The sequence below is a fragment of the Nitrospirillum bahiense genome, from assembly GCF_007828025.1.
In the GTDB taxonomy this organism is placed as follows: Bacteria; Pseudomonadota; Alphaproteobacteria; order Azospirillales; family Azospirillaceae; genus Nitrospirillum; species Nitrospirillum amazonense.
This window is the reverse complement of record NZ_VITO01000013.1, coordinates 76,198-98,519: the sequence shown is the minus strand read 5'-3', so window position 1 is coordinate 98,519 and position 22,322 is coordinate 76,198. Positions and strand designations below refer to the sequence as shown.

Annotated in this window: 18 protein-coding genes and 1 tRNA gene; 10 read left to right on the top strand and 9 right to left on the bottom strand. The window is 68.2% G+C overall.

The genetic code is table 11. The features are described from left to right. Positions 1-159: 159 nt before the first annotated feature. The gene (locus FBZ88_RS18975; RefSeq protein ID WP_145618747.1) at positions 160-1,047 is read left to right on the top strand and encodes an SDR family oxidoreductase; all 888 of its coding nucleotides are present in this window, start codon (positions 160-162) and stop codon (positions 1,045-1,047) included. On the opposite strand, the gene FBZ88_RS18970 is transcribed toward FBZ88_RS18975, so the two are convergent. After that, complete coding sequence (locus FBZ88_RS18970; RefSeq protein ID WP_145618746.1) at positions 1,044-1,772, bottom strand: hypothetical protein; 729 nt, start codon at positions 1,770-1,772, stop codon at positions 1,044-1,046. The two genes, FBZ88_RS18975 and FBZ88_RS18970, sit on opposite strands and share 4 nt — an antisense overlap. Positions 1,773-2,009: 237 nt before the next feature. Then, positions 2,010-2,681, bottom strand: a complete 672-nt coding sequence (locus tag FBZ88_RS18965; RefSeq protein WP_040844380.1) for a glutathione S-transferase family protein — start codon at positions 2,679-2,681, stop codon at positions 2,010-2,012. Between the two features lie 196 nt (positions 2,682-2,877). Between FBZ88_RS18965 and FBZ88_RS18960 the strand changes: the two genes are divergently transcribed. From FBZ88_RS18960 to FBZ88_RS18950, 3 genes are all read left to right on the top strand, one after another. Continuing rightward, the gene (locus FBZ88_RS18960; protein ID WP_246138744.1) at positions 2,878-3,225 is read left to right on the top strand and encodes a GNAT family N-acetyltransferase; all 348 of its coding nucleotides are present in this window, start codon (positions 2,878-2,880) and stop codon (positions 3,223-3,225) included. A gap of 188 nt (positions 3,226-3,413) precedes the next feature. Then, positions 3,414-3,938: a hypothetical protein gene (locus FBZ88_RS18955; protein ID WP_145618744.1), complete on the top strand. Its 525-nt coding sequence runs from the start codon at positions 3,414-3,416 to the stop codon at positions 3,936-3,938. 81 nt (positions 3,939-4,019) lie between these two features. Beyond that, positions 4,020-4,526 carry a hypothetical protein gene (locus tag FBZ88_RS18950; protein ID WP_145618743.1) on the top strand — a complete coding sequence of 169 codons (507 nt, stop codon included), beginning with the start codon at positions 4,020-4,022 and terminating at the stop codon, positions 4,524-4,526. A gap of 93 nt (positions 4,527-4,619) precedes the next feature. Here FBZ88_RS18950 and FBZ88_RS18945 read toward each other — a convergent pair whose 3' ends face one another. Further along, positions 4,620-5,885, bottom strand: coding sequence for a polyhydroxyalkanoate depolymerase (locus FBZ88_RS18945; protein WP_145618828.1), 1,266 nt, complete (start codon positions 5,883-5,885; stop codon positions 4,620-4,622). Positions 5,886-6,376: 491 nt separating this feature from the next. Between FBZ88_RS18945 and recQ the strand changes: the two genes are divergently transcribed. The 5 genes from recQ to acnA all read left to right on the top strand — a co-directional run bounded on the left by recQ (position 6,377) and on the right by acnA (position 14,129). Continuing rightward, the gene (gene recQ / locus FBZ88_RS18940; protein WP_145618742.1) at positions 6,377-8,404 is read left to right on the top strand and encodes a DNA helicase RecQ; all 2,028 of its coding nucleotides are present in this window, start codon (positions 6,377-6,379) and stop codon (positions 8,402-8,404) included. A gap of 352 nt (positions 8,405-8,756) precedes the next feature. After that, positions 8,757-8,831, top strand: a tRNA-Thr gene (locus FBZ88_RS18935). A 150-nt stretch (positions 8,832-8,981) separates the two neighbouring features. Further along, positions 8,982-9,680, top strand: a complete 699-nt coding sequence (gene phoU / locus FBZ88_RS18930; RefSeq protein ID WP_186464482.1) for a phosphate signaling complex protein PhoU — start codon at positions 8,982-8,984, stop codon at positions 9,678-9,680. A gap of 768 nt (positions 9,681-10,448) precedes the next feature. After that, on the top strand, positions 10,449-11,081 hold the full coding sequence (locus FBZ88_RS18925; RefSeq protein WP_145618740.1) for a TerC family protein: 633 nt from the start codon (positions 10,449-10,451) through the stop codon (positions 11,079-11,081). 339 nt (positions 11,082-11,420) lie between these two features. Then, the gene (acnA, locus tag FBZ88_RS18920; protein WP_145618739.1) at positions 11,421-14,129 is read left to right on the top strand and encodes an aconitate hydratase AcnA; all 2,709 of its coding nucleotides are present in this window, start codon (positions 11,421-11,423) and stop codon (positions 14,127-14,129) included. A 111-nt stretch (positions 14,130-14,240) separates the two neighbouring features. Here the strand turns inward: acnA and FBZ88_RS18915 are convergent, their stop codons facing one another. The 3 genes from FBZ88_RS18915 to FBZ88_RS18905 are packed head-to-tail and all read right to left on the bottom strand — an operon-like array spanning position 14,241 to position 17,067. Continuing rightward, the gene (locus FBZ88_RS18915) at positions 14,241-14,537 is read right to left on the bottom strand and encodes a hypothetical protein (protein ID WP_145618738.1); all 297 of its coding nucleotides are present in this window, start codon (positions 14,535-14,537) and stop codon (positions 14,241-14,243) included. A gap of 8 nt (positions 14,538-14,545) precedes the next feature. Further along, positions 14,546-15,943, bottom strand: a complete 1,398-nt coding sequence (locus FBZ88_RS18910) for a hypothetical protein (RefSeq protein ID WP_145618737.1) — start codon at positions 15,941-15,943, stop codon at positions 14,546-14,548. 38 nt (positions 15,944-15,981) lie between these two features. Continuing rightward, the gene (locus tag FBZ88_RS18905) at positions 15,982-17,067 is read right to left on the bottom strand and encodes a hypothetical protein (protein WP_145618736.1); all 1,086 of its coding nucleotides are present in this window, start codon (positions 17,065-17,067) and stop codon (positions 15,982-15,984) included. A 733-nt stretch (positions 17,068-17,800) separates the two neighbouring features. On the opposite strand from FBZ88_RS18905, the gene FBZ88_RS18900 reads away from it, so the two are divergent. Beyond that, positions 17,801-20,080: an ATP-binding protein gene (locus FBZ88_RS18900; protein ID WP_145618735.1), complete on the top strand. Its 2,280-nt coding sequence runs from the start codon at positions 17,801-17,803 to the stop codon at positions 20,078-20,080. Positions 20,081-20,121: 41 nt separating this feature from the next. Here the strand turns inward: FBZ88_RS18900 and FBZ88_RS18895 are convergent, their stop codons facing one another. Genes FBZ88_RS18895 through FBZ88_RS18885 form a run of 3 tightly spaced genes read right to left on the bottom strand, consistent with a single transcriptional unit; the run spans position 20,122 to position 22,086 of the window. Beyond that, entirely contained in the window at positions 20,122-20,856 is a 735-nt protein-coding gene (locus FBZ88_RS18895) for a periplasmic heavy metal sensor (RefSeq protein WP_145618734.1), read from the bottom strand. After that, on the bottom strand, positions 20,853-21,416 hold the full coding sequence (locus FBZ88_RS18890; protein WP_145618733.1) for a hypothetical protein: 564 nt from the start codon (positions 21,414-21,416) through the stop codon (positions 20,853-20,855). Before FBZ88_RS18890 ends, FBZ88_RS18895 begins: the two co-directional genes overlap by 4 nt. 10 nt (positions 21,417-21,426) lie before the next feature. After that, positions 21,427-22,086 (bottom strand): RNA polymerase sigma factor, encoded by a 660-nt coding sequence (locus FBZ88_RS18885; RefSeq protein WP_145618732.1) that lies wholly within the window; start codon positions 22,084-22,086, stop codon positions 21,427-21,429. Between the last annotated feature and the right edge of the window lie 236 nt (positions 22,087-22,322).

Genomic DNA, 22,322 nt, shown 5'->3' with positions numbered 1-22,322 from the left:
TCGCAAGTGCTTTCATCCCGAACCGCCCCCATGCTGGCGCGGCCTCGGGTCACAGGATAGCACGGGCGGGCCCCGCCCCGGCAGGCGCGGGTCCCTGCCATCCTGATGGTGCGGGGGTCGCGCATCTGCGCCCCGCTGGTTAAATGGAGCCTGGTTCGCATGCCGCAATCCCCCACCCCCGGCCGCTTGTTCTGCTTCGGCCTGGGCTTCAGCGCCACGGCTCTGGCCCACCGCCTGCTGGACGCCGGCTGGCAGGTGGCCGGCACCTGTCGCACGGCGGAGAAGGCAGCGGCCCTGCGCACCCAGGGCATCGAGGCCCACGTGTTCAGCCCCGACCAGCCGCTGGAGCGGGGGGCCCTGGCCGGCACCACCCATCTGCTGGACTCGGTGCCGCCCACGGCGGAGGGCGACAGGGTGCTGGCGGCCCTGACGCCCGATATCCTGGCCCTGCCCAACCTGCGCTGGGTGGGCTATCTCTCCACCACCGGCGTCTATGGCAACAAGGACGGCGGCTGGGTGGACGAGTCGGCGCCCGTTCAGCCGGCGACGGAGCGGGGCAAGGCCCGCGCGGTGGCGGAGGCGCAATGGATGGCTCTGCACGACGCCCACGGCCTGCCCGTCCATCGCTTCCGCCTGCCCGGCATCTACGGCCCCGGACGCAGCGCCCTGGACCAGATGCGGGCGGGAACCGCCCGGCGTGTGGACAAGAAGGGCCAGGTGTTCAGCCGCATCCACATCCACGACCTGGGCAGCGCCCTGGTGGCCAGCATGAACCGGCCCAACCCCGGCGCCATCTACAACGTCGCCGACGACCACCCCTGTCCCTCGCCCGACGTGGTGACCTACGCCGCCGAGCTGCTGGGGATGGAGCCGCCGCCGCTGGTGCCGTTCGAGCAGGCCGAGCTGTCGCCCATGGCCACCAGCTTCTATGGTGAGAACAAGCGCATCTCCAACGCCCGCCTCAAGGCGGAACTGGGGGTGACCTTGCGCTATCCCAGCTATCGCGACGGGCTGGCGGACCAGCTGGCGGCGGAGCGCCAGGTTTAGCGCCCGGCAGGGGCCGCCGGCGCGTAGGCCGAGAAGGTGACGTGGGCCGTCTGCGTCGCCTTCTGCGCCACGTCCAGCCCGCCGTCCTCAGCCGGGGCGGCATCGGCCATCTTGGCCATGGCCATCACCGGCGCGCGCCGCATGCCGCCGCTCATCACCGGGGCGTTGAAGTCCACGCGGCCGACGCGGAAGTCGCGGCCGGGGAAGGCGGCGTTCAGGCCCTTCATCTCCTCCGTCACGCGGCGGTACAGCGTCTCGCGCAGGCGGGTGCGCACGGCCTCCTGCTCCGCCAGGGTGGGGGTGAAGTCCACGCCTTCCACGCGGATCTGCAGGCCGGCGCGGCTGGCCTGGCGGGCACGGTCGGCCAGGCCGCCCAATTGCGCTTCCGGCAGGCGGGCCTCAAGCGCCGCCCGCCAATGGTCCAGGCCGGCGGCGTCCTGCTGCCGGTCGAAGGAGACGACGCGCCACTCACCCTTGTCCGACACGGCCTGCGCCGCCTTCAGCACGTCGGCGCGGGCGGAGCCGGCGTTGCCGCCGCCGGCATCCACCGTCAGCGACACGCGCGCCGTGTCGGTCTTCACCCAATCCTCCGCCGTCAGGGTCAGGGTCACCTGGTCCTGCACCGGTTGGGCCGCCATGATCTGCGCCGTGGCGGGGGCGGCGGCCAGGGGCAGGGCCACCAGACTGGCGGTCGCAATCAGGGAGGCGGCAATCAGGCTACGCATCGGGATCCACCCATCGTTCCTTGGCCGACGCGGAATGCGTCGGCGCTTCCCCTGCTTGTGGCAAAGGGTCGCGGCGGATTTATGGCGGGAACAAATGCTTCGAACGCTCCCCCCAGCGGCATCTCATGCCGCTGTAGGCCCCGACCGGGGCCGCCGGAGCTTTCCGGGGAGCGTAGCGGACAGGAAAGCGAGGACAAGGCAAGCGGGCGGATGCCCGCGCCAGCCGCCTGAGGGAACTCAGAAATCCAAATCCGCGTAATGCTTGGGCGGCGGGGCGCCCGGCAGGTGGTCGCCCAGCAGGGGGCGGAAGCTGGGACGGCACTTGATGCGCATGTACCAGTCCTTGGCCTCAGGATGCTGGTCCCAGGGCACGTCGCCCAGATAGTCGATGGTCGACAGGTGCGCCGCCGCTGCGATGTCGGCCAGCGAGAAGTCGTCCCCGGCCAGCCACTTCCGCCGGTCCGCCAGATAGGCGATGTAGTCCAGGTGATAGTGGATGTTGGCGAGGCCGGCGCGGATGGCCTGGGCATGCGGCGTGCCGGAACCGGAGAAGCGCTTGATCAGCTTCTCCCCCACCAAATTCTCCGTCACCTCCTGGTTGAACTTGACGTCAAACCAGGCGGCCAGGCGCCGCACCTCCGCCCGCAGCAGGACCTCGCGGCCCAGCAGCGTGGGGGCGTGGGGGTAGGCCTCTTCCAGGTAATTGCAGATGGCGGCGTGTTCCACCACCGTCGCCCCGTCATCCTCGACCAGCACCGGCAACTCGCCAGCCGGATTCAGCGCCAGGAACTCCTCACGGCGTTCCCAGGGCTTTTCGACCTCGAGTTCGACCTCGAGGCGCTTTTCCGCCAGCACGACGCGGACCTTGCGCGCGAAGGGGGACAAGGGATGGTGGACAAGTGTACGCATGTGGGCCGGCAATCTAACGTAAGCGCGTTGAATCCAATAGAGCCTAAAGGCCTTAAGCGGAGATCACCCTATGGCCAAGCCCGAGTCCCCCGCCCTGGGAATTAAGATAGAGCCCATCGGCCCCGATGACGAGGCCGCATGGCGTCCTTTATGGGATCAATACTGCGCTTTTTACCAGGCCGACGTGGATATCGCTGTGACATCTACGCTGTGGGCCCGGCTCATGGACCCGGATTTCGCCATCAAGGCGCTGGTGGCGCGGGGCGCGGAGGGCCGCATCCTGGGCTTCTGCCACTACGTCCTGCACCCCAACACCTGGGGGACCAGCCCGGTCTGTTATCTGGAGGATCTGTTCACCGACCCGGCGTCCCGCGGCCAGGGGGTGGGCCGGGCCCTGATCGACCAACTGGTGGCCCTGGGGCGGGCGCGCGGCTGGGGCCGCGTCTACTGGCACACGCAGGAGACCAACGCCACGGCCCGCCGCCTGTACGACAGCGTGGCCGGCGGCGCGGATGGCTTCGTGCGCTACGTGATACGGCTGTAGCATATGCGGCAATACGCCGCATATTCCCCCTCAACCCCTTTGGTTGTTTTTGTTGACATAAATGCCAACGATAAACATCAAATACTATTATCATAAAAGCGTCCGGCAATAATCTTGCCGAGCCAAAGATGGTTTTCATAAGATCGGGCGGGGTAATGTTCTTAGGAAATATTAAAGCGGCTATTGCCGTGGCCGTTCTGTTGTCCGTCTGCGCCTGCACATCAAGCAGCACGGTCGAGTCGAACAAATCTGCCGATTATAATGGAAGTATCAAGAAGCTATTCCTATTCACCAACCTCGGTAAGACGCTGTATAGCCAGTCAGTCGTGGAAAGCACACAGGAGACGGATCCGGCAGCCTTTGTTGCCCTTATGAGGAGCAGCCTCGAAAGTTGCGGCATTGCCATGGATTCCTTTGCCCGTCCCGCTGATGGCCCCGCGCACAACATCCTTCCGCAACATATCCCCTTGCAGGGCGCAGACGCGATTCTGGAGATCAGCTGGACACGGGAACGCACGGGCGGCCAAGGGCACATCACCGACTACCTAGCCTCGCTCCTGGACGTGCAGAGCAAAACCGTCGTGTGGAAGGCCACGATCGAACTGAAACAACATTTCAAGGCGCCGGAAGAACTGACCAATGCGCTGATCAACCGCATGAAGCGGGACGGCCTAATTGGCGCCAATTGCGTCCCCCCCAAATCCGACTGGTAATTCACCAGCGCTTTTTTCCTTGGAATTTCAATGCCTTCCAAAATCACTCTTTTCGCACGTCTTCAGCGGATTTGGCCCGCCATGGCGATGGCGGCCCTGGTTTCCGCCTGTGGCACGGCCCCGCCTGAGGCGACGTCAATCAAACGACCGAATTTTACCGGCCAGACCAGCCGGCTGTTCATCGTGGCGAATGTCGGCGATGACTTGCGCACTTCCAAGGACGAGGGCAGCGACGAGTTCGCGGCCTTGGTGACGAAGACCCTGTCTGCGTGCGGCACTGAGGTTGAGTTCCTCTTCCGGGATCCGCTGGATCTGCAGGACACGACCCGGCAGAAGATCGCGGCTTTCAAGCCCGATGCCATTCTGGATTTCCACTGGCTGAAAGCCCAGAGCGGTGGAAGCATGGCCTTTACCAGTTATGTCGCGGAGATGTTCGTCGTGGGCAGCAAGACCGGCGTATGGCAGGCCGACATCCATTTCTACGATGTCGGCAATCTTGGCCGGCGCATGGCCCACCTTCTGCTGGACCGCATGAAGGCTGACGGGGTGATCAGCCCCACCTGCGTCGTGCCATCGCCCAGGGACTAAGTCGTCCGGCACTCTGGCCAAGGGTCAAGCGGATAAATGAAAGGGCGGACCCATCGGGACCGCCCTTGCCATTTCAGCGCCTACGACCGTCGGTCAGACGGCGGTCCCCCGGCGCGGCTTGGCCACAGCCGCGCGCTCGTGGCTGCGGATGAAGTCGCGCACGCGCGGCATGATGTGCTCGCGCCAGCGGCGGCCGTTGAAGATGCCGTAGTGGCCGACACCGGCCTGCAGGTGGTGCTGTTTCATGCCGTCCTCCAGGCCACTGCACAGCGCGTGGGCCGCCACCGTCTGGCCGGGGGCGGAGATGTCGTCCAGTTCACCCTCGACGGTGAACAGCGCCGTCTTCTTGATGGCCGACGGGTCGACCCGCATACCGCGGTATTCCAGGGTGCCCTTGGGCAAGTCGTGATCCTGGAACACGATCTTGACCGTCTGCAGGTAGAACTCCGCCGTCAGGTCCATGACCGAGAGGTATTCATCGTAGAAGCGGCGGTGGGCCTCCGCACTCTCGCCATCGCCGCGCACCAGGTGTTTGAACAGGTCGACGTGGGCGCCGACGTGGCGGTCCAGGTTCATGGACATGAAGCCGGTCAGCTGGATGAAGCCCGGGTAGACGTGGCGCATGGCGCCCGGATAGTAGACCGGGACCGAGGTGGTCACCGTGCGTTCGAACCAGCCGATGTCACGGGTCTCGGCCAGCTGGGTCACCTGGGTGGGCGACACGCGGGTGTCGATGGGGCCGCCCATCAGGGTCATGCTGCGCGGCTGGCAGGTATCTTCCATCTGCGCCATGACGGCCGCGGCCACCAGAACCGGCACGGCCGGCTGGCAGACGGCGATGACATGGGTGTCCGGACCCAGGAAGCGGATGAAATCCATGACATATTCGACGTAATCGTCGAAGTCGAAGCGGCCGCGCGACAGGGGCACCAGCTTCGCATCCACCCAGTCGGTGATGTAGACGTCGTGGGAGGGCAGCAGCGCCTCCACCGTGCCGCGCAGCAGGGTGGCGTAGTGGCCCGACATCGGGGCCACCACCAGCACCTTGGGATCGCTGTGCGGCGTGGCGCGCTGGAAATGACGCAGGACGCAGAAGGGCTTGCGCAGCGCCGCCTCTTCCGTCACCGCGACCTCCCGGCCGTCGATGTGGGTGATGTTCAGGCCGAATTCCGGCTTGCCCCAACGGCGCGTCGTGCGCTCGATCAGCTCACCGGCGGCGGCCATGGCGCGGCCCATACCGGTGTAGGAGGCCGGGATGAAGGGATTGCGGAAGGTCGCCTGCGTCGCCTCCGCCACGAGGCGGAGCGGGGTCAGGGCGGCATGGTGCATGTCAAACAGCTGGTACAGCACGCGGATCATCCTCGTCATTGGACGTGGCGGCGCCGGACATCCCTTGCGGTGGGCTGGGCGGCGTCTCGGGGACACGAAGGCTTGCCGCGATGGCGGCCCCAGGCGCGCCGCTTACCCAACTGCCGGCCCCGGACCTATATCCGAGGGGGTAGGCGGCCATTCAACTACGCCTCGTCCCTTATCCTACGTAGGTAAGGATGAAAAGGCCCTTAATGAAGGGGGCGAACGATACCGGTCACATTCTCGCAATGGAAGACCGATTTCTTCAAGCCGTCTCGTGATCCTGGCCTCTCCTCAAAAAGAAGGACGGCGGTCCCGCGCCGGGCGGTCCCCCCTTAAACCGCCGGCGTTCCCGCGATGTTCCGGTCATGATGGCGAAGGCCACAGGAAGCAGTGGACAGCGACCCCGCAGCCCCCCTAGATATGGGCCTATCCTAGCTCCGCACCGCTATCCCTGGCCCCTGCCTGCGCCTTACGGCGGGCCATGCCCCAGAGCCGTCATGTCCCACGCCCGGCCCCTTTCCGCCAGCCTGTTCGATCAGGAGCCTGATTTTCCGGATACCGGTTATCCGGATGCCGGCTTTCATGACTCCGGGCATCCGGAGGCCGGTGATTTCGTGCCCGACCATTATGCCGACGCGCCGGAGCCCAGCATCATCCACAGCGACTGGCCGGAGGATGAGGCGCCGCAGGGCGCGCGGGACCCGGTGGCGACGGCACGGGACATCCTGAAGCGCGTCTACGGCTATTCCGCCTTCCGCGGCAACCAGGAAGACATCATCACCCACGTCATCCAGGGCGGCGACGCCCTGGTGCTGATGCCCACCGGCGGCGGCAAGTCGCTGTGCTTCCAGATCCCGGCGCTGGCCCGGCCGGGTGTCGCCATCGTCGTCAGCCCCCTGATCGCCCTGATGCGCGACCAGGTGGACACGCTGCGCCAGGCCGGCGTGCGCGCCGCCTACCTGAACTCCACCCTGGACTGGCGCGAGGCGCTGGACGTGGAGCGTGCGTGCGAGCGCGGCGATTTGGACCTGTTGTACGTGGCGCCGGAGCGGCTGGTCACCCCGCGCTTCCTGGAACTGCTGGATCGGTCGCGCATCAGCCTGTTCGCCCTGGACGAGGCGCACTGCGTCAGCCAGTGGGGCCACGACTTCCGGCCGGAATACCTGCAGCTGTCGGTGCTGCACGAGCGCTTCCCCACCGTGCCGCGCATCGCGCTGACCGCCACGGCGGACGCGCAGACCCAGGCGGACATCGTGGAGCGCCTGGCCCTGGGCGAGGCGCGGCAGTTCGTCTCCAGCTTCGACCGGCCCAACATCACCTATCGCGTGGCGCCCAAGGATAATGAGCGCCGGCAGTTGCTGGACTTCATTCGCCGCCACCACGCGGAGGACGCGGGCATCGTCTATTGCCTGTCGCGCGCCCGGGTGGAAGCGCTGGCCGACTGGCTGAAGGAACAGGGCCTGGACGCCCTACCCTACCACGCCGGTCTGGACGCGTCGGTGCGCCAGGCGAACCAAGACCGCTTCATCAAGGGCGAGGGCGTGGTGGTAGTGGCAACCATCGCCTTCGGCATGGGCATCGACAAGCCCAACGTCCGATTCGTCGTGCACATGGACGCGCCCAAGAGCCTGGAGGCCTATTATCAGGAAACCGGCCGCGCCGGCCGTGATGGCCTGCCCGCCAACGCCCTGATGCTGTACGGCCTGCAGGACGTGGTCATGCTGCGCCAGATGATGGACGCCTCGGACAGCAGCGCCCAGCACAAGCGGACGGAGCGGCGCAAGCTGGACGCCCTGCTGGGCTTCTGCGAGACCGCCCACTGCCGCCGCCAGGTGCTGCTGACCTATTTCGGGGAGGAGCATCCCGGCAACTGCGGCAACTGCGACACCTGCTTCGAACCGGTGGAAACCTGGGACGGCACGGTGGCGGCGCAAAAGGCGCTGTCGGCCGTCTACCGCACCGGCCAGAAGTTCGGCGTGGGCCACCTGATCGACGTGCTGCGCGGCGGCGCCACCGAGAAGGTGGTGCGCTTCGGCCATGACCAGCTGAAGACCTTCGGCTGTGGTGCTGAAATTTCCAAGGGCGACTGGCAGACGGTGTTCCGCCAGCTGGTGGCGCTGGGCCACCTGACGGCCGATCCGGAGGGCCACGGCGGCCTGATGCTGACCGACCAGGCGGCATCGGTGCTGAAGGGGCAGGAGACGGTGCGCCTGCGCCGCGACCGGGCCGTGCTGTCGGGCGACGCGCGCCGCGGCGGCGGCCGTGCCGGCAGCGGACGCGCGGGCCCCTCGCTGGCCCCGCCCGACGACAAGCTGTGGCACAAGCTGAAGGCCGTGCGCCTGGAACTGGCCAAGGCCCAGGGTGTGCCGCCCTACGTCATCTTCCACGACAGCACGCTGATGGAAATGGTGATCAGCCGCCCCCGCGACCTGACCGGCCTGGGCCTGCTGCCCGGCGTGGGCGTGCGCAAACTGGAGCGCTACGGCGCGACGTTTTTGGACGCCATCCTCTCCGAGGCTGGCTAGATTCCCTCAAGCGCCGGGCGCGGCCATCCGGCCGCTAGGCTTCCTCGCTGCGCCCTTCGGTGCTCGCTGCGGCGGCCGCGGTCGCGGCCTGGCCCAGTTCCCATGGAACTAGGCCTCATGCGCCCCAATCAGGCGGGCGCACCTGGCCAGACGCGCGCACCTGGAGCGTAGCGACAAGGACGCGACCGCGTCCGCCGGAGATTTCCGGGGAGCGTAGCGGACTGGAAATCGAGGACAGCCAAGGGGCGGATGCCCCGCCGGCGCCTGAGGCAAACTAAATAGACTCAAAACCTCACCGCGCTGTTGCCATCCGCGTTTCGGTCTGCTAATACCCCCCTCCATTCCAAGGGGCGCCCCAATAGCTCAGTGGTAGAGCAACCGCTTCGTAAGCGGTAGGCCGTTGGTTCAAATCCGACTTGGGGCACCATCCTTCCCATCATCCCCGCATCATCGGTCTGACGAACGTCCAACTGGGCGCGGAATTGCCATTCCCTGCGACGCACGGTCGCACGATTGCAATATGATGACGGTATGGTGGCGCCACCCTGGTTTCCACCCCTCGCTGGATGCACCGCCCATGTCCGAGCAGTTGCCCCGTCACATCGTCACCTCCTACGAAAACGAACTGCAGCGCCTGGACGCGCTGCTGGCGGAAATGGGCGGCCGGGCCGAGCAACAGCTGCAGCAGGCGACCCGCGCCGTGCTGGACCGCGACGACGCGCTGGCGCGCGAGACCGTGGCGCAGGACCAAGTGCTGGATGCGCTGGAGCATGAGGTCGAAAGCCTGATCATCCGCCTGTTAGCCCTGCGGCATCCCATGGCCATCGACCTGCGGCACACCCTGGCCGCCCTGAAGGCCGCCAACGCGCTAGAACGCGTCGGCGACTATGCCAAGAACATGGCCAAGCGCGCCCTGGTGCTGAACAGCGTCCCCACCATCAGCGCCACCGCCTCGGTCGGCCGCCTGTCGGATCTGGCGCGCAAGCAGTTGGCCGGCGCCATCGAGGCCTTCACCCGCCGCGACACCGCGTTGGCCGCCGAAGTCTGGCGCCGTGACGCGGAGTTGGACGACATGCACGCCGGCGTGACGCAGGAGATTTTCGCCTTCGTCGCCAAGGACGCCAGCCTGATCGAGGCCTGCACCAGCCTGCAGTTCATCGCCAAGAACCTGGAGCGCGTAGGGGATCTGGCCACCAACATCGCCGAGATGGTTCAGTTCGACGCCACCGGCACCCTGGTGGACCCCGGCCGTCCGCGCGGCGGCGAAGCGCACTGATCAACTGACCGATTGTACCGGACGGGGCTCGGCGGCTCCGGTACCCGGTTGATGCCCTCCCCGGGCCGCCGCTCGCTTTTCCGAGTCTGGCGGCCCGGCGTTTTTGCGCAGCCGTCCTGCGCGGGCTGGCGCCAGCTGGCATGTGCCCTTCGTCCGCCAACGCCCCACGGCAGCCCGGGGCGTGGTCGGCCAGCCGCAACGAGACTACCCCCATAGCCTAGTTTCAGGTTCCCGGGAGGCGTGTGCCCCCGCATCTTGCCCGCATCTTCTTTTTCTTTTCCTGAGAGGCGTTTAGCCTAATTTCGCGACGCTGAAGCCTGTCAAGGTTGCCAAATCAACCCCAACCACAGGTTCGGATTATATGAATTAATCCGTTCATCATTTGGGTAATGAGCTACGATCTTAGGAAAGGATTTGAAAACGCGGCGTCGCGTAAAAGAATACATATCCTTTTGCTACCGGTTCATTGCTTGACATCTTTTACGCCATGAGCTTTAGGTAATGTGTCCTGTATCACAGAGCAGGACCCAACTGCCAAAACTCTCGGCCCGCCACTTCTTGAAGTGTGCGGGCCGTATTTTATCCAAAATACACTTCACCACCCCCGGTCGTTTCTGAACGGCACCGCAACCACGCCAGGTAAAGCGCGCGGTGACTTGGGCCGTTGCGCTCCCGGTCCGGCGACGGACGGCATGCGATCCGGCGCGCGCTTATGCCGCAGCCGTGTTATGAAGGGTCGATCCATGACCGGAACGGCTGCCTTCCCCCATGCTGCTCGCTGAACTGACCGCCCTGATCCAGGTGTTGCTGATCGACCTCGTCCTGGCGGGGGACAACGCCCTGGTGGTGGGCATGGCGGCCAGCGGCGTGCCGGTGGAGAAGCGCCGCAAGGTCATCTTCTGGGGCATCGGCGTGGCCGTGCTGATGCGCATCGGCTTCGCCCTGCTGGCCACCCGCCTGCTGGACATCATCGGGCTGACCCTGGCCGGCGGCATCCTGCTGCTGTGGGTGTGCTGGAAACTGTGGCGCGAGCTGCGCCAGCACGGCAAGGAGCAGGCGGAGGGGCATGAGGCCCATATGCCGTCCCTGGCAGGCAAAAGCGTGGGCACGGCCATCCGCCAGATCGCCCTGGCCGACGTCTCCATGTCGCTGGACAACGTGCTGGCCGTGGCAGGCGCCGCCGAGGACCACACCTGGGTCATGGTGCTGGGCCTGGTGCTGTCCGTTGCCCTGATGGGTGCGGCCGCCACCCTGATCGCCCGCCTGCTGTCCCGCTATTTCTGGATCTCCTACATCGGCCTGGCCATCATCGCCTATGTCGCGTGCCATATGATCTGGGACGGCGGCACGGAGGTGGCCCCCTTCGCCCAGCCCCTGATTGACCTGATCCGCCGCATTTGATGCCCGGCAGCAGGGGCCGCCCGGCGGCGGTAGCGGGCTTCCAGGTTGTTCCGTCAACATGGCCGGGGAATCTCGGCAGGGGAGGCATGCGATGTCGCCCCCGCCGCAACCGTCCGGGCATTTGATCGCAGGCGCAAAAAGCGGTAAACCTCGCGCGCGCGCCTTTCCGCGCAAACCTTCGATTACGCACGTCCCCAGCCCGGTATTCTTATTTCATAAGGGTTTCATAAGGGGGCGTCGCGAAGGGTGTCGGAATGGCCGTCCGCATCGTTGGCCATGACACCCGCTGAAGGGTGCCGGCGGCGCGGTACCATCCCCTTCCCCTAGGAGGCCACTCCTGTGTCCACGATCACCGGTCACGACACGCTGAAAACCCGCCGCAGCCTGAGCGTCGGCAGCAAGAGCTATGACTACTTCAGCCTCAAGGCGGCTGAGGAAGCCGGCCTGGGCGACCTGTCCCGCCTGCCCTACAGCCTGAAGGTGCTGCTGGAGAACCTGCTGCGCTTCGAGGACGGCCGCACCGTCAGCGTCGACGACGTGAAGGCCGCCGCCCAGTGGCTGGTCGACCGCCACAGCGACCGTGAGATCGCCTACCGCCCCGCCCGCGTGCTGATGCAGGACTTCACCGGCGTTCCCGCCGTGTGCGACCTGGCCGCGATGCGCGAGGCCATGGTTGGCCTGGGTGGCAAGCCGGAGCGCATCAACCCGCTGACCGCCGTCGACCTGGTCATCGACCACTCGGTGATGGTGGACTATTTCGGTGGCCCCGACGCCTTCCAGAAGAACGTCGATGTCGAATTCCAGCGCAACGGCGAACGCTACGCCTTCCTGCGCTGGGGCCAGAAGGCCTTCAACAACTTCCGCGTCGTGCCGCCCGGCACCGGCATCTGCCACCAGGTGAACGTTGAGTACCTGGCCCAGACCGTGTGGACCGACGGCGACCAGACCGGCGCCACCGTCGCCTACCCCGACACCCTGGTCGGCACCGACAGCCACACCACCATGGTGAACGGCCTGGGCGTGCTGGGCTGGGGCGTGGGCGGCATCGAGGCCGAGGCGGCCATGCTGGGCCAGCCCATCTCCATGCTGATCCCGGAGGTCATCGGCTTCCGCCTGACGGGCAAGCTGAAGGAAGGCGCCACGGCGACCGACCTGGTGCTGACCGTCACCCAGATGCTGCGCAAGAAGGGCGTGGTGGGCAAGTTCGTGGAGTTCTTCGGCCCCGGCCTGGACGCCCTGACCCTGGCCGACCGCGCGACGATCGCCAACATGGCCCCGGAATACGGCGCCACCTGCGGCATCTTCCCGATCGACGCCGAGACCATCCGCTTCCTGAACTTCACCGGCCGTGACGCCGACCGCGTCGCCCTGGTGGAGGCCTACGCCAAGGCCCAGGGCATGTGGCGCGACGCCAACAGCCCCGAGCCGGTGTTCACCGACACCCTGGAACTGGACCTGAACAGCGTCGAGTCCTCGCTGGCCGGCCCGAAGCGCCCACAGGACCGCGTGCTGCTGTCCAACGCCAAGACCGAGTTCGAGGGCGTGTTCGCCAAGGACTATGCCGGCAAGCCCGCCAGCAATCCGGCCAAGGTCGCCGGTGAGGACTTCACGGTCGACCACGGTGACGTGGTGATCGCGGCCATCACCAGCTGCACCAACACCTCCAACCCCAACGTGCTGGTCGCCGCCGGCCTGCTGGCCAAAAAGGCGGTCGAGGCCGGCCTGGCCACGAAGCCGTGGGTGAAGACCTCGCTGGCCCCCGGCAGCCAGGTCGTGACCGATTACCTGAACGCCGCCGGCCTGACCCCATTCCTGGACAAGCTGGGCTTCAACCTGGTCGGCTACGGCTGCACCACCTGCATCGGCAACTCCGGCCCGCTGCCCGACGCCATCGGCGCCGCGGTGGACGCCAACGATCTGCTGGCTTGCTCCGTCCTGTCGGGCAACCGCAACTTCGAAGGCCGGGTGAACCCGCAGGTGAAGGCCAACTACCTGGCCTCCCCGCCGCTGGTCGTGGCCTACGCTTTGGCCGGCACCCTGCGCAAGGACCTGACCACCGAGCCGCTGGGCAAGGGCAAGGACGGCAAGGACGTCTTCCTGAAGGACATCTGGCCGAGCAGCGCCGAAATCGAGGACGCCATCTCCAAGTCCCTGACGCCGGAGATGTATCGCTCGCGCTACGCCAACGTGTTCCTGGGCCCGCAGCAGTGGCAGTCCATCGAGACCGCCACCGGCCTGACCTACAAGTGGGAAGACGACAGCACCTATGTGAAGCTGCCGCCGATCTTCGAGGGCATGACCACCACCCCCGGTGCGGTGCATGACGTGAAGAAGGCCCGTCCGCTGGCCATCCTGGGCGACAGCATCACCACCGACCACATCTCCCCCGCCGGTTCGATCAAGAAGACCAGCCCCGCTGGCACCTACCTGATCGGCCACGGCGTGGAGCCGGTGGACTTCAACGGCTACGGCGCCCGCCGCGGCAACCACGAAGTCATGATGCGCGGCACCTTCGCCAACATCCGCATCAAGAACGAAATGGTGCCCGGCGTCGAAGGCGGCGTGACCAAGTACATCCCCACCGGCGACGTCATGTCGATCTACGACGCCGCCATGAAGTACCAGGCCGACGGCACGCCGTTGGTGGTCTTCGCCGGCCAGGAATACGGCACCGGCTCGTCCCGCGATTGGGCGGCCAAGGGCACCCGCCTGCTGGGCGTCCGCGCCGTGGTGGCCGAGAGCTTTGAGCGCATCCACCGGTCCAACCTGGTGGGCATGGGCGTTCTGCCCCTGCAGTTCAAGGACGGTGCCAGCCGCAAGACCCTGGGCCTGGACGGCACCGAGGTCATCGACATCACCGGCGTCGAGGCCGGCCTGAAGCCCCGCATGGACCTGACCCTGACCATCACCCGCGCGGATGGCAAGGTCGACACCGTGCCGGTGCTGTGCCGCATCGACACCCTGGACGAGGTCGATTACTTCAAGCACGGCGGCATCCTGCAGTACGTGCTGCGCAACATGCTGAACCAGCCGCAGGCCGCCGAGTAAGGCCCGCTGCGTAAGGCGTGATATCGGCCCCGGCGGTTCTTCGGAACGCCGGGGCCAAAAGGAAAAGGGGCGCCACCCGGCTGGGTAGCGCCCCTTTTTCTACGGCTGCGATCAGTGCGGCCGGCCTTTGAAAAACCTGTCCGCCGCGGCTTCCTCCGGCGTCTTGCCAGGTAGGGGAAACAAAGGCAGGAACCGGCTGATTGCCATCCCCAAAGCGGCGATACCAAGGACAAGCCAATAGATGAGGCGCATCGCGGGCCAGTCGCCGAACAGCGATTTCCATGCGATAGCAGCTCCCACCAGCAGGAGCGCCTCGATGCCTAGGAACGCAGCGATAGCTGCATAGGCCCGCCGCTTCTTATGTCGTCGACGTTGGTGAGCGAAAGACAGCCAGCCATCTTCGCCCATCCCGTCCCTCAATCAAACTGCAGGTCGCTGACGGCCCCCCCCACTTCGGATACGGGCAGCAGGCCGGCCGCCGTCAGGTCGCCCGCCGCCACCAGCAGGGTGCGACCGGCCGCGCCGGGGATGCCGGCGGCCTGGGCCAGGGTGGCCAGGGCGTCGCGCGTCGGCGCCTGGCTGATGACGCCGTTGCCGTAGATGAGGATGGAGACGGCCAGGGTGCCGGGCCGGCTTTTTTCCACCAGCGCGGCCGCGTTCATCAAACCGCGCAGGGTGGAGACGCGGGGGAAGCCGCTGTCGCTGAGGGTGTCGCCCTCGTCCCCCAACACCCAGTGGCGGCCCACCAGATCCTCAACCCCCACCAGGATGGCCAGCGGCATGCCCCGGTGCCGGCCCGTGGCTACCGCCACCAGGCCACCGTCCTGCGGCGTCCGCGGCAGTTGCACGGTGCCCCCCAGGATGTGCTTTACGCTATCCAGGACCGAGGCCACAGCCTGGGCCAGCGCCTCCGCCCCTGTGGGCCGCATCAGGCTGGGCCAGGCGCCGAACACCAGGGAGGCGAGGCCGGCGGTACCGCTGTCGGCCCGGTCCGCCGGGGCGGACGTGGGCGCACGGCGCAGCTTTTCCTCCACGGCGTCGAGTCGACCGGCCAAGGCCTGGACGGTGCCGGCGTCGCCGGCCGCCCTGGCGGTGTCCGAGGCCTTGGCCTCGCCAACGGTGGGCGGCGGCAGGGCGGGGAGGCCACCCCTCACCTGGTCGCGCAGGTCGCGCACGTCCAACTGGGTGGTGCGCACGGCGTTGACCACGCGCAGCAGCGATTCATGCAGGTGGTCGACCAGGCCGCTGAGCTGTTCCGGCAGAGGGCCGGGGGGGAGGTCGGGCAGGCGCACGCCGTTCACTGCTTTGGCGTGGCTGAGCCAATTTTCTAGGACGCCCACGCGCTGGGTCACATCATCCAGGGTGTGCTTCAGCTCGCCCATGCCCCGGGATAGGCGCTCCGCCTCTTCCGCCGGACGGCCGGCATGATGGCTGACCACCCCCGTCAGGTGCGCCACACGTTCACGCAGTTCCTGGATGGACTGCCCCAGGGCGTTGATGCACATCGTTTCCGGCAGCGAAACGACGGCGGAATGCATGGCCGTCAGATCGTTACGCAAATCGCGCAACCGGCTGCCGACGTGCAGCGCCAAGTCACGGACGATGGATTCCGCATAGTCGAAGGGGTCGACGCCCTCTTCGACCTCACCTTCCCGTGCGCCCCCTTCCTGCACAGCCGGCGTCACGACCTCGGCGTCCACGATGGGCGCATCGCCGGCCGGCGCATCAGCGGCGGGCGCACCGGGGGCCGGGCTATGGGTACCCGGACCGGCGTCGCCATCGGGGCCTGGGGCGTCACGGTGCTCGTCGGTCATGGCATCGCTCACGAGGGTCGGGGAAAAGGGATTGGCGTCTAGAGATCGCCGGCAATGGCTTCTAGCAGACGGGCACGGCGCTTGTCCGCCTGTTCGCGTGGTAGACGCGGCACGGCCGCGGCCGGGCGCCGCGACACCGGGGGCTGGGGCGGCGGCACCGGTGCATCGGAGGAGGCCTGGGGCGGAGTCTGCACCACCACCGGCGTCACCAGCGACGGCGCCTCGACCGTCTCCGCCACGGGGGACGGGGGCGGGGGCGCGGGCGGGACGGGTACCACCGGCGCCGGCTGGGCCGGCTTCGACGTGAACGAATGCAGCGTCACCCGGGCCGCTGTGGCCGGGGCGGATGCCATGCGGATCGCCCCTGGCACGGTGACAACAGGGGCTGCGACCCCGGGCGGCACCGGCTGGCTGGGCGTGGACAGGGGCCGGGCCGGCAGCGGCCCGGCGACGGCCGATGGGCGCACGGGCGTGGGCGGCGCGGCGCGGAGCGACATGGCACCCGGCACGCGGGGGGTGGGCGTGGGCACGGTCCGCATCTCGGCCTGGCCGGCCGAAGCGTCGCGACCCTTGGATGCCAGGCTGGTGAACAGCGGCCCGGCGCGTGAAGGCTGCGGCCCGGGCGCGTGTTGGGCCGCGACCGCAGCGGCCGGGGCCGGCTTGACGGGGACCGACAGGGGGGCGGTGCCCACGGTGGCACTGGGCGGCGCCGGCGGGGCGATGGGCGCCGGCGCTGGAGACATCTCCGCCTCCGTCCGGACGGCGGGGGCCGGTGCGGGCGCCGGGGAGACGGCCGGGGTTTCATTCGGCCCCCTGACGCCATCGCTGACATCGGTCAGCAGGCGGCGCAGCACGGTGGCGGCGGCGGAGCGCGGTTCCCCCACCCGGTCGAGCGCCTTGGCGGTGAGGGCTGGATCGATGCTGATCTGCAGGAAGCCGAATTGCTCGGTCGACAGCGACTGGAGCTTGCGGGTCAGGCCTTCGGCCTGCTCCTCGCCCGCGACATAGCGGCGGATGGTCTCAATGGCGGAGGTGACGACAGCGGCGTCACGCACGGCGCGGGAAGAGAAGACGGGGCTGCGGCCCCCATCGGATCGGCCCCCATCGGGTCGAGCAATGTCCATGCGCGCAGGCTCCGCCCCGGCGCCCGCTTGGCCGGGCGCCCCGGATCCATGCGATGCGTCCCGCCCGGACGTTTCCCCCTGGGGCCCGTTGCCGTCAGGCCCGTTGGTGGGAAGGAGAGCATCCGGCGAGGCGGACGCATCATCCCCCTTGCCGGCGATCCAGCCCATCACCTTCCGAAACATGCCACCCTGCCCCCTGCAAGAGACCGGATTATGACCCCGCGGGTCCCGGCACGGCAAACGGTTTGCACCGGCCGTAAGTTCTCAACGGACTAATGGTTACCACGGCCTGTCAGGCCGATTCAATTTTCCGTCCCCTGCGAATTCTTCGGGCTCTTGAGCCCTGTAATGCAAGAAAAAAGGCGTCTTCTGCCGAGCTTCATCCCATTTCTCCGCACCGGCGTGACAAGTGGGGGACAGCAATCGTGGATTGATCCATCCAATACCCGGGTTCCACTTATGCCCCGGGGCGCGGGCAGAATGGTACCGGACCGAATTGTAAAATTTTAGGAATTTTGTCTGTCCGATAATTGCGCGGCCCATTCGCAAATATGATTGGCCGATTCTCACCGCCGTCGTACAGTCCGCGCGGGGACAGGGTCCTGGTCGGCACCGGATCAGGAGCAAGTCGATACCCGCCCCCAGTTGGCAGTGGAATCGCCGGCGCCAAAGCCGGCGGATCGATCCGGATCGGACTACGGGGTAACCGGACGTGCGGCGCTTGAAACGGGGATTGCGGCGATGGGACCGCCCGCTGGTGGGGCGTCCGCCCTCTGGCGGCCACCGTGCCGACCCCTTGGAAGCCCTGGGCCGCCGCGCCGAATCCGTGCCGCGTGGGCAGCTGATCGAGCTGGGCCAGCTGATCCTGATGGCCCTGAATCATCGCGAGGACGCGTGGCTGGTGCCGGTGCTGACGGTGGTGGTGGCTGGCGGTGCCGCCACCTGGGCGCCCTGGCCCGCCGTCGCCGCCTGGGCCCTGCTGTCGGTCGCGACGGTAGGCGTGTCACAGCTGACCCTTCATCGTTTCCTGGCCCAGGCCGACCACGTGACCGATTCCCGCCCCTGGCTGCGGCTGCTGGCCACCGCCCGCCTGCTGCCCTCGGTGGTGTGGAGCTTGCTGCCCCTATTCGCCTGGCCGGGCGACCACATGGCCGGCCGCTTTTTCCTGATCCTGGTGCTGGGGGCGGCCATGGCCCTGCGCACCAGCGGCACCGCCCCGCATCCCCTGGTGCTGCGGCTGCAACTGGTGCCGCCCGCGCTGGCGCTGCTGGTCCTGACGGGCACCGCCCTGGCAGGCCCCCGCGCTGGCACCCAGGCGGACGCGCCGGGCCTGGCCCTGGTCCTGAGCAGCCTGCTCTATCCCGTGTTCCTCTACCGCATGGGGCGGCAGACCTGCCTGCGTATGCGGCACATGCTGGAACTGCAGCTGGACCTGACGGCGGCCAAGCGGGCCGCCGACCAGGCCAACGGCGCCAAGTCCGGCTTCCTGGCGACGCTGAGCCATGAAATCCGCACCCCGATGACCGGTATCCTGGGCCTGACCCAGCTGCTGCTGGAAACGGGCCTGTCGATGCGCCAGCGCGACTATGTCCGCACCGTGCATGAATCCGGCGAATCCCTGCTGGCCATCCTGAACGACGTGCTGGACCTGTCGAAGGTCGAGGCCGGCAAGCTGGAGATCGAGCGGACGGCCTTCGACACCGGTCCGCTGCTGGACGGCGTGCGCAACCTGATGGCCGGCCGCGCCGCGGAAAAGGGGCTGGACCTGCAAATCCGCAAGGGCCCCGGCTTCCCCGAACGCCTGATGGGCGACCCCTTGCGCCTGCGTCAGGTGCTGCTGAACCTGGTGGGCAACGCCATCAAGTTCACGGAGCGCGGTTGGGTGCGCATCAGCGCGTCGGCCGACCGCCTGGCCGACGGCCGGCTTCAGTTCGGCATCATCGTGTCCGACACCGGCGTCGGCGTGCCGGAGGCGGCGCAGGGCCGACTGTTCGAGACCTTCGGCCAGGCCAGCGCCGAGGTCACCCGCCGCTACGGCGGCAGCGGCCTGGGCCTGGCCATCGCCAAACAGCTGGTTCAAGCCATGGGCGGGGAGATCGGCTTCCACAGCCGGCCGGGGGATGGCAGCCATTTCTGGTTCACCATCCCCACGGCGGAACCGGAAGCGGGCACCGCCACCGGCGCGATGGCCCCCCAGGCCAACGCCATCGCCCTGCCGCCGCTGGCGGTGCTGGTGGTGGAGGATGTGACCGCCAACCAGGTGGTGCTGGACGCCCTGCTGCGGGCGCGGGGACACAAGGTCACCGTGGCCGCCGACGGCGCCGCCGCCGTCCGGCTGGTGGCCCGCGGCCGCTTCGACTTGGTGCTGATGGACATGCAGCTGCCCGGCATCGACGGGCTGGAGGCCGCGCGCCGCATCCGCGCCCTGCCCGACGCCACGCGCGCCCAGGTGCCGGTGGTGGCCACCACCGCCAACACCGACGCCGCCGACGGCGGCCGCTGCCTGGCGGCGGGCATGGACGGCTTCGTCACCAAGCCCCTGCGGCCGGAGGCGCTGGTCGAAGCCATGCACCAGGCGTGGGTGGCGCGTGGCGCGCGGGTCTGGCCGGAGGAGCCGGCGACGGAAGGCGCGGCCCAGCTGGACATGCGCCAGATGGACACCGTCGCCCAGGCCATCGGGCCTCATGACATGCCGGAATTCATCGCCATCACCGCCCGCACCCTGGTGGAGACGGCGGAACGCTTCCTGGAAAAGGTGTCGGGTGGCGACCTGCCAGGCGCGGGCCAGGCCGCCCACACCCTTTATGGCGTGGCCGCCAACGTGGGCCTGACGGGGCTGTCGGCCGACGCCCGCCGGGCGCAGCAGGCCCTGCGCGACGACCACCCCGAAATCCAGCGCGCCCTGGCCATCCGCCTGCGGGACAACGCGGAAGAGGCGGCGGAGATGCTGGACCGCTGGCTAGTCGAATGGCTGGGCGGCCAGCCGACCGCCACGCACAGCGCCGTCGCCTGACGAAAGCGGCCTTTGACCGCCGCGATCAAAGGCCGCGCCTGTCAGTGTGGGGTCACCGGGGTCGCGGTGGGCGCCCGCGGCGTCAGGGGAATGCCGCCGTCGTTGTGCGGCGTGGCCGCCGGATTCGCCGCCGGACTGCCGGCTGGGCCCGGCCCGTCCGACCCCTCATCGGGCGGCGGGGGCGGGCCGTCGGGGAAGGGTGGATGATCGAAGCGGCCGTCCGGCCATCCCGGCCCGCCCGGCCCCCGTCCATCGGGACCGTGTCCGTCAGGCCCACGCCCATCCGGCCCGCGCCCGTCCGGACGGGGGCCATGCATACCGCCCAGGATGAAGGGGGCCTTCATCTCCGACAGCTTCTTGCGGCCTTCGGGCGACATCCGGGACAGGGCATCGACCAGGGCCGACTGACGCGACGCCTCGAAGGCACGGCGGCTGTCCGCCACCTTGCGCAAGGCCGCGGCGAAGGCCTGGGTGTCGAAGGGCTCAGCCGCCAGCAAGGGCTGGATTTCGGCCCAGCTTTCCCGGGCCTGCTTCTCCAATGCCTGGAAGTCGGCGCGGTCGGGCGCCATGGCCTTCTGCAGCAGCTCGGCGTCCGCCGGCGGCAGGATGTCGGACAGCGGACGCGGCCGGTAGTTCAGGCCCGGCGCCGGCCCACGCTCCGGCCCCACCTCGTGGTGCCGTAGAAGATGGGGGACGAAGGTGCCGGCCAGGAACAGGTTCACACCGACCGACGCGATGAGCAGGGGCCCACGCCACCGGCTGGAAAACACACTCATTGGGCGTGGGTCTCCACGGTGTAGGAGGTGAACAGCAGGCTGGGCATGTCCGTGACGTCGGCCTGCGCCGTCTCCACCGTGGCGCCGGCCTGGGCCGTCGTGGTCTCCGTGGCGGGCAGCGTGGCGGACGGCATGGTCATGACGCCCACCAGGATACCCGCCGCCGTGGCGCCCGCCAACCACCCGGCCTGCGGCGCCCGCACGCTGAGCCACGACAAGGCCGTACGCACCAGGTCGAAAGGTGAGGGCAGGAAGGTGTCCAGCTTGCGCGGCGCGGCCTTGGCCGCCGCCGGCGCGGTCACCGCGTCCAGCCGCGCCAGGGCGCCGGCCACCACGCTGTCCACCCGGGCGCCGGAAATCTCCGGCTCCGCCACCATGGACAACAGGGCGTCCAGCCGCGCCTCGTTCACCACCAGCTCATGCGCGGCACCGTCCATGGCCAGCGCGCGCACCGCCGCGGCCCGGCGATCCGCCGGCCAGCGGGCAGGGTTGCCGCCGTACACGGCCGTCAATGCCGCGATATCTTCCACGTCGACCGTGGACCATTCCCTGTCAGCCATGACCAACCCCCTAGACCTCACCCGTATCCTGAACCACACCGGACAGGCGCGCCCGCAACGCGCGCCGGGCCCGGGCCAACAGCGACTCAACCGCCGAAACAGAGAGGGACAGGATTTGCGCGGCGTCGGCGGCGCTGCGCTCCTCGTAATAGCAGAGCGTGACGGCCAACCGCTGCCGTTCCGGCAGCTCCGCCAAGGCCTGCGACACCAATTTGGCCGTCTGTTGCCGCGCCATCACATTCACCGCGGATGGCGTCGGGTCGGGCGGCTCCGGTATTCCGTCCAAGCCGGCGAAGGCGGGACGCCGGCGCCGGTCCACACACAAGTTCACCACCACCCGATGCAACCAGGTGGAGAAGCGGGCGCGACCGTCGGGGATCCAGTTCTTGGCCCCCGTCCACACCCGCAGCATCGCCTCCTGCACCACCTCGTCGGCATCGGCCGCGTTGCCCAGGACGCGCTGGGCCAGTTTCATGGCCTTGGGCGCGTGGCGGGCGGCCAGCAGGGCGAAGGCCTGCCGGTCCCCCTGGGCGATGCGGGCCAGCAGGGCGTCGTCACCCGGCTCCGGCCCCAGCCCCCTCAAGGTGCCGGCCGGGTTGCCCCCGTATGGGGCGGTGGCGGAAGCCGAAGCCGTGCCCTCGCGCGGCTGCGGCTGGACAGATTCGTCCATCAGTTCCCCTGAAGAGTGAGCCGGGACGTCTATGTCGCGAAGAGCATACATGACCCCTTATACGGACCATGGGCAATGCCCTGTCGGCGAGGGTGCCGAATAAAATCTAGGCGGGCCGCAGACTGGATCCAAGGTTGGCGGCCGTAAAAGGTATGTCACGGGGGCGGTCCTGCCCCAAACCGCCGCCCCCGCGACGCCCGGCCCCGCCAGCCCCGATTGGGCGGGACCATGTGGAT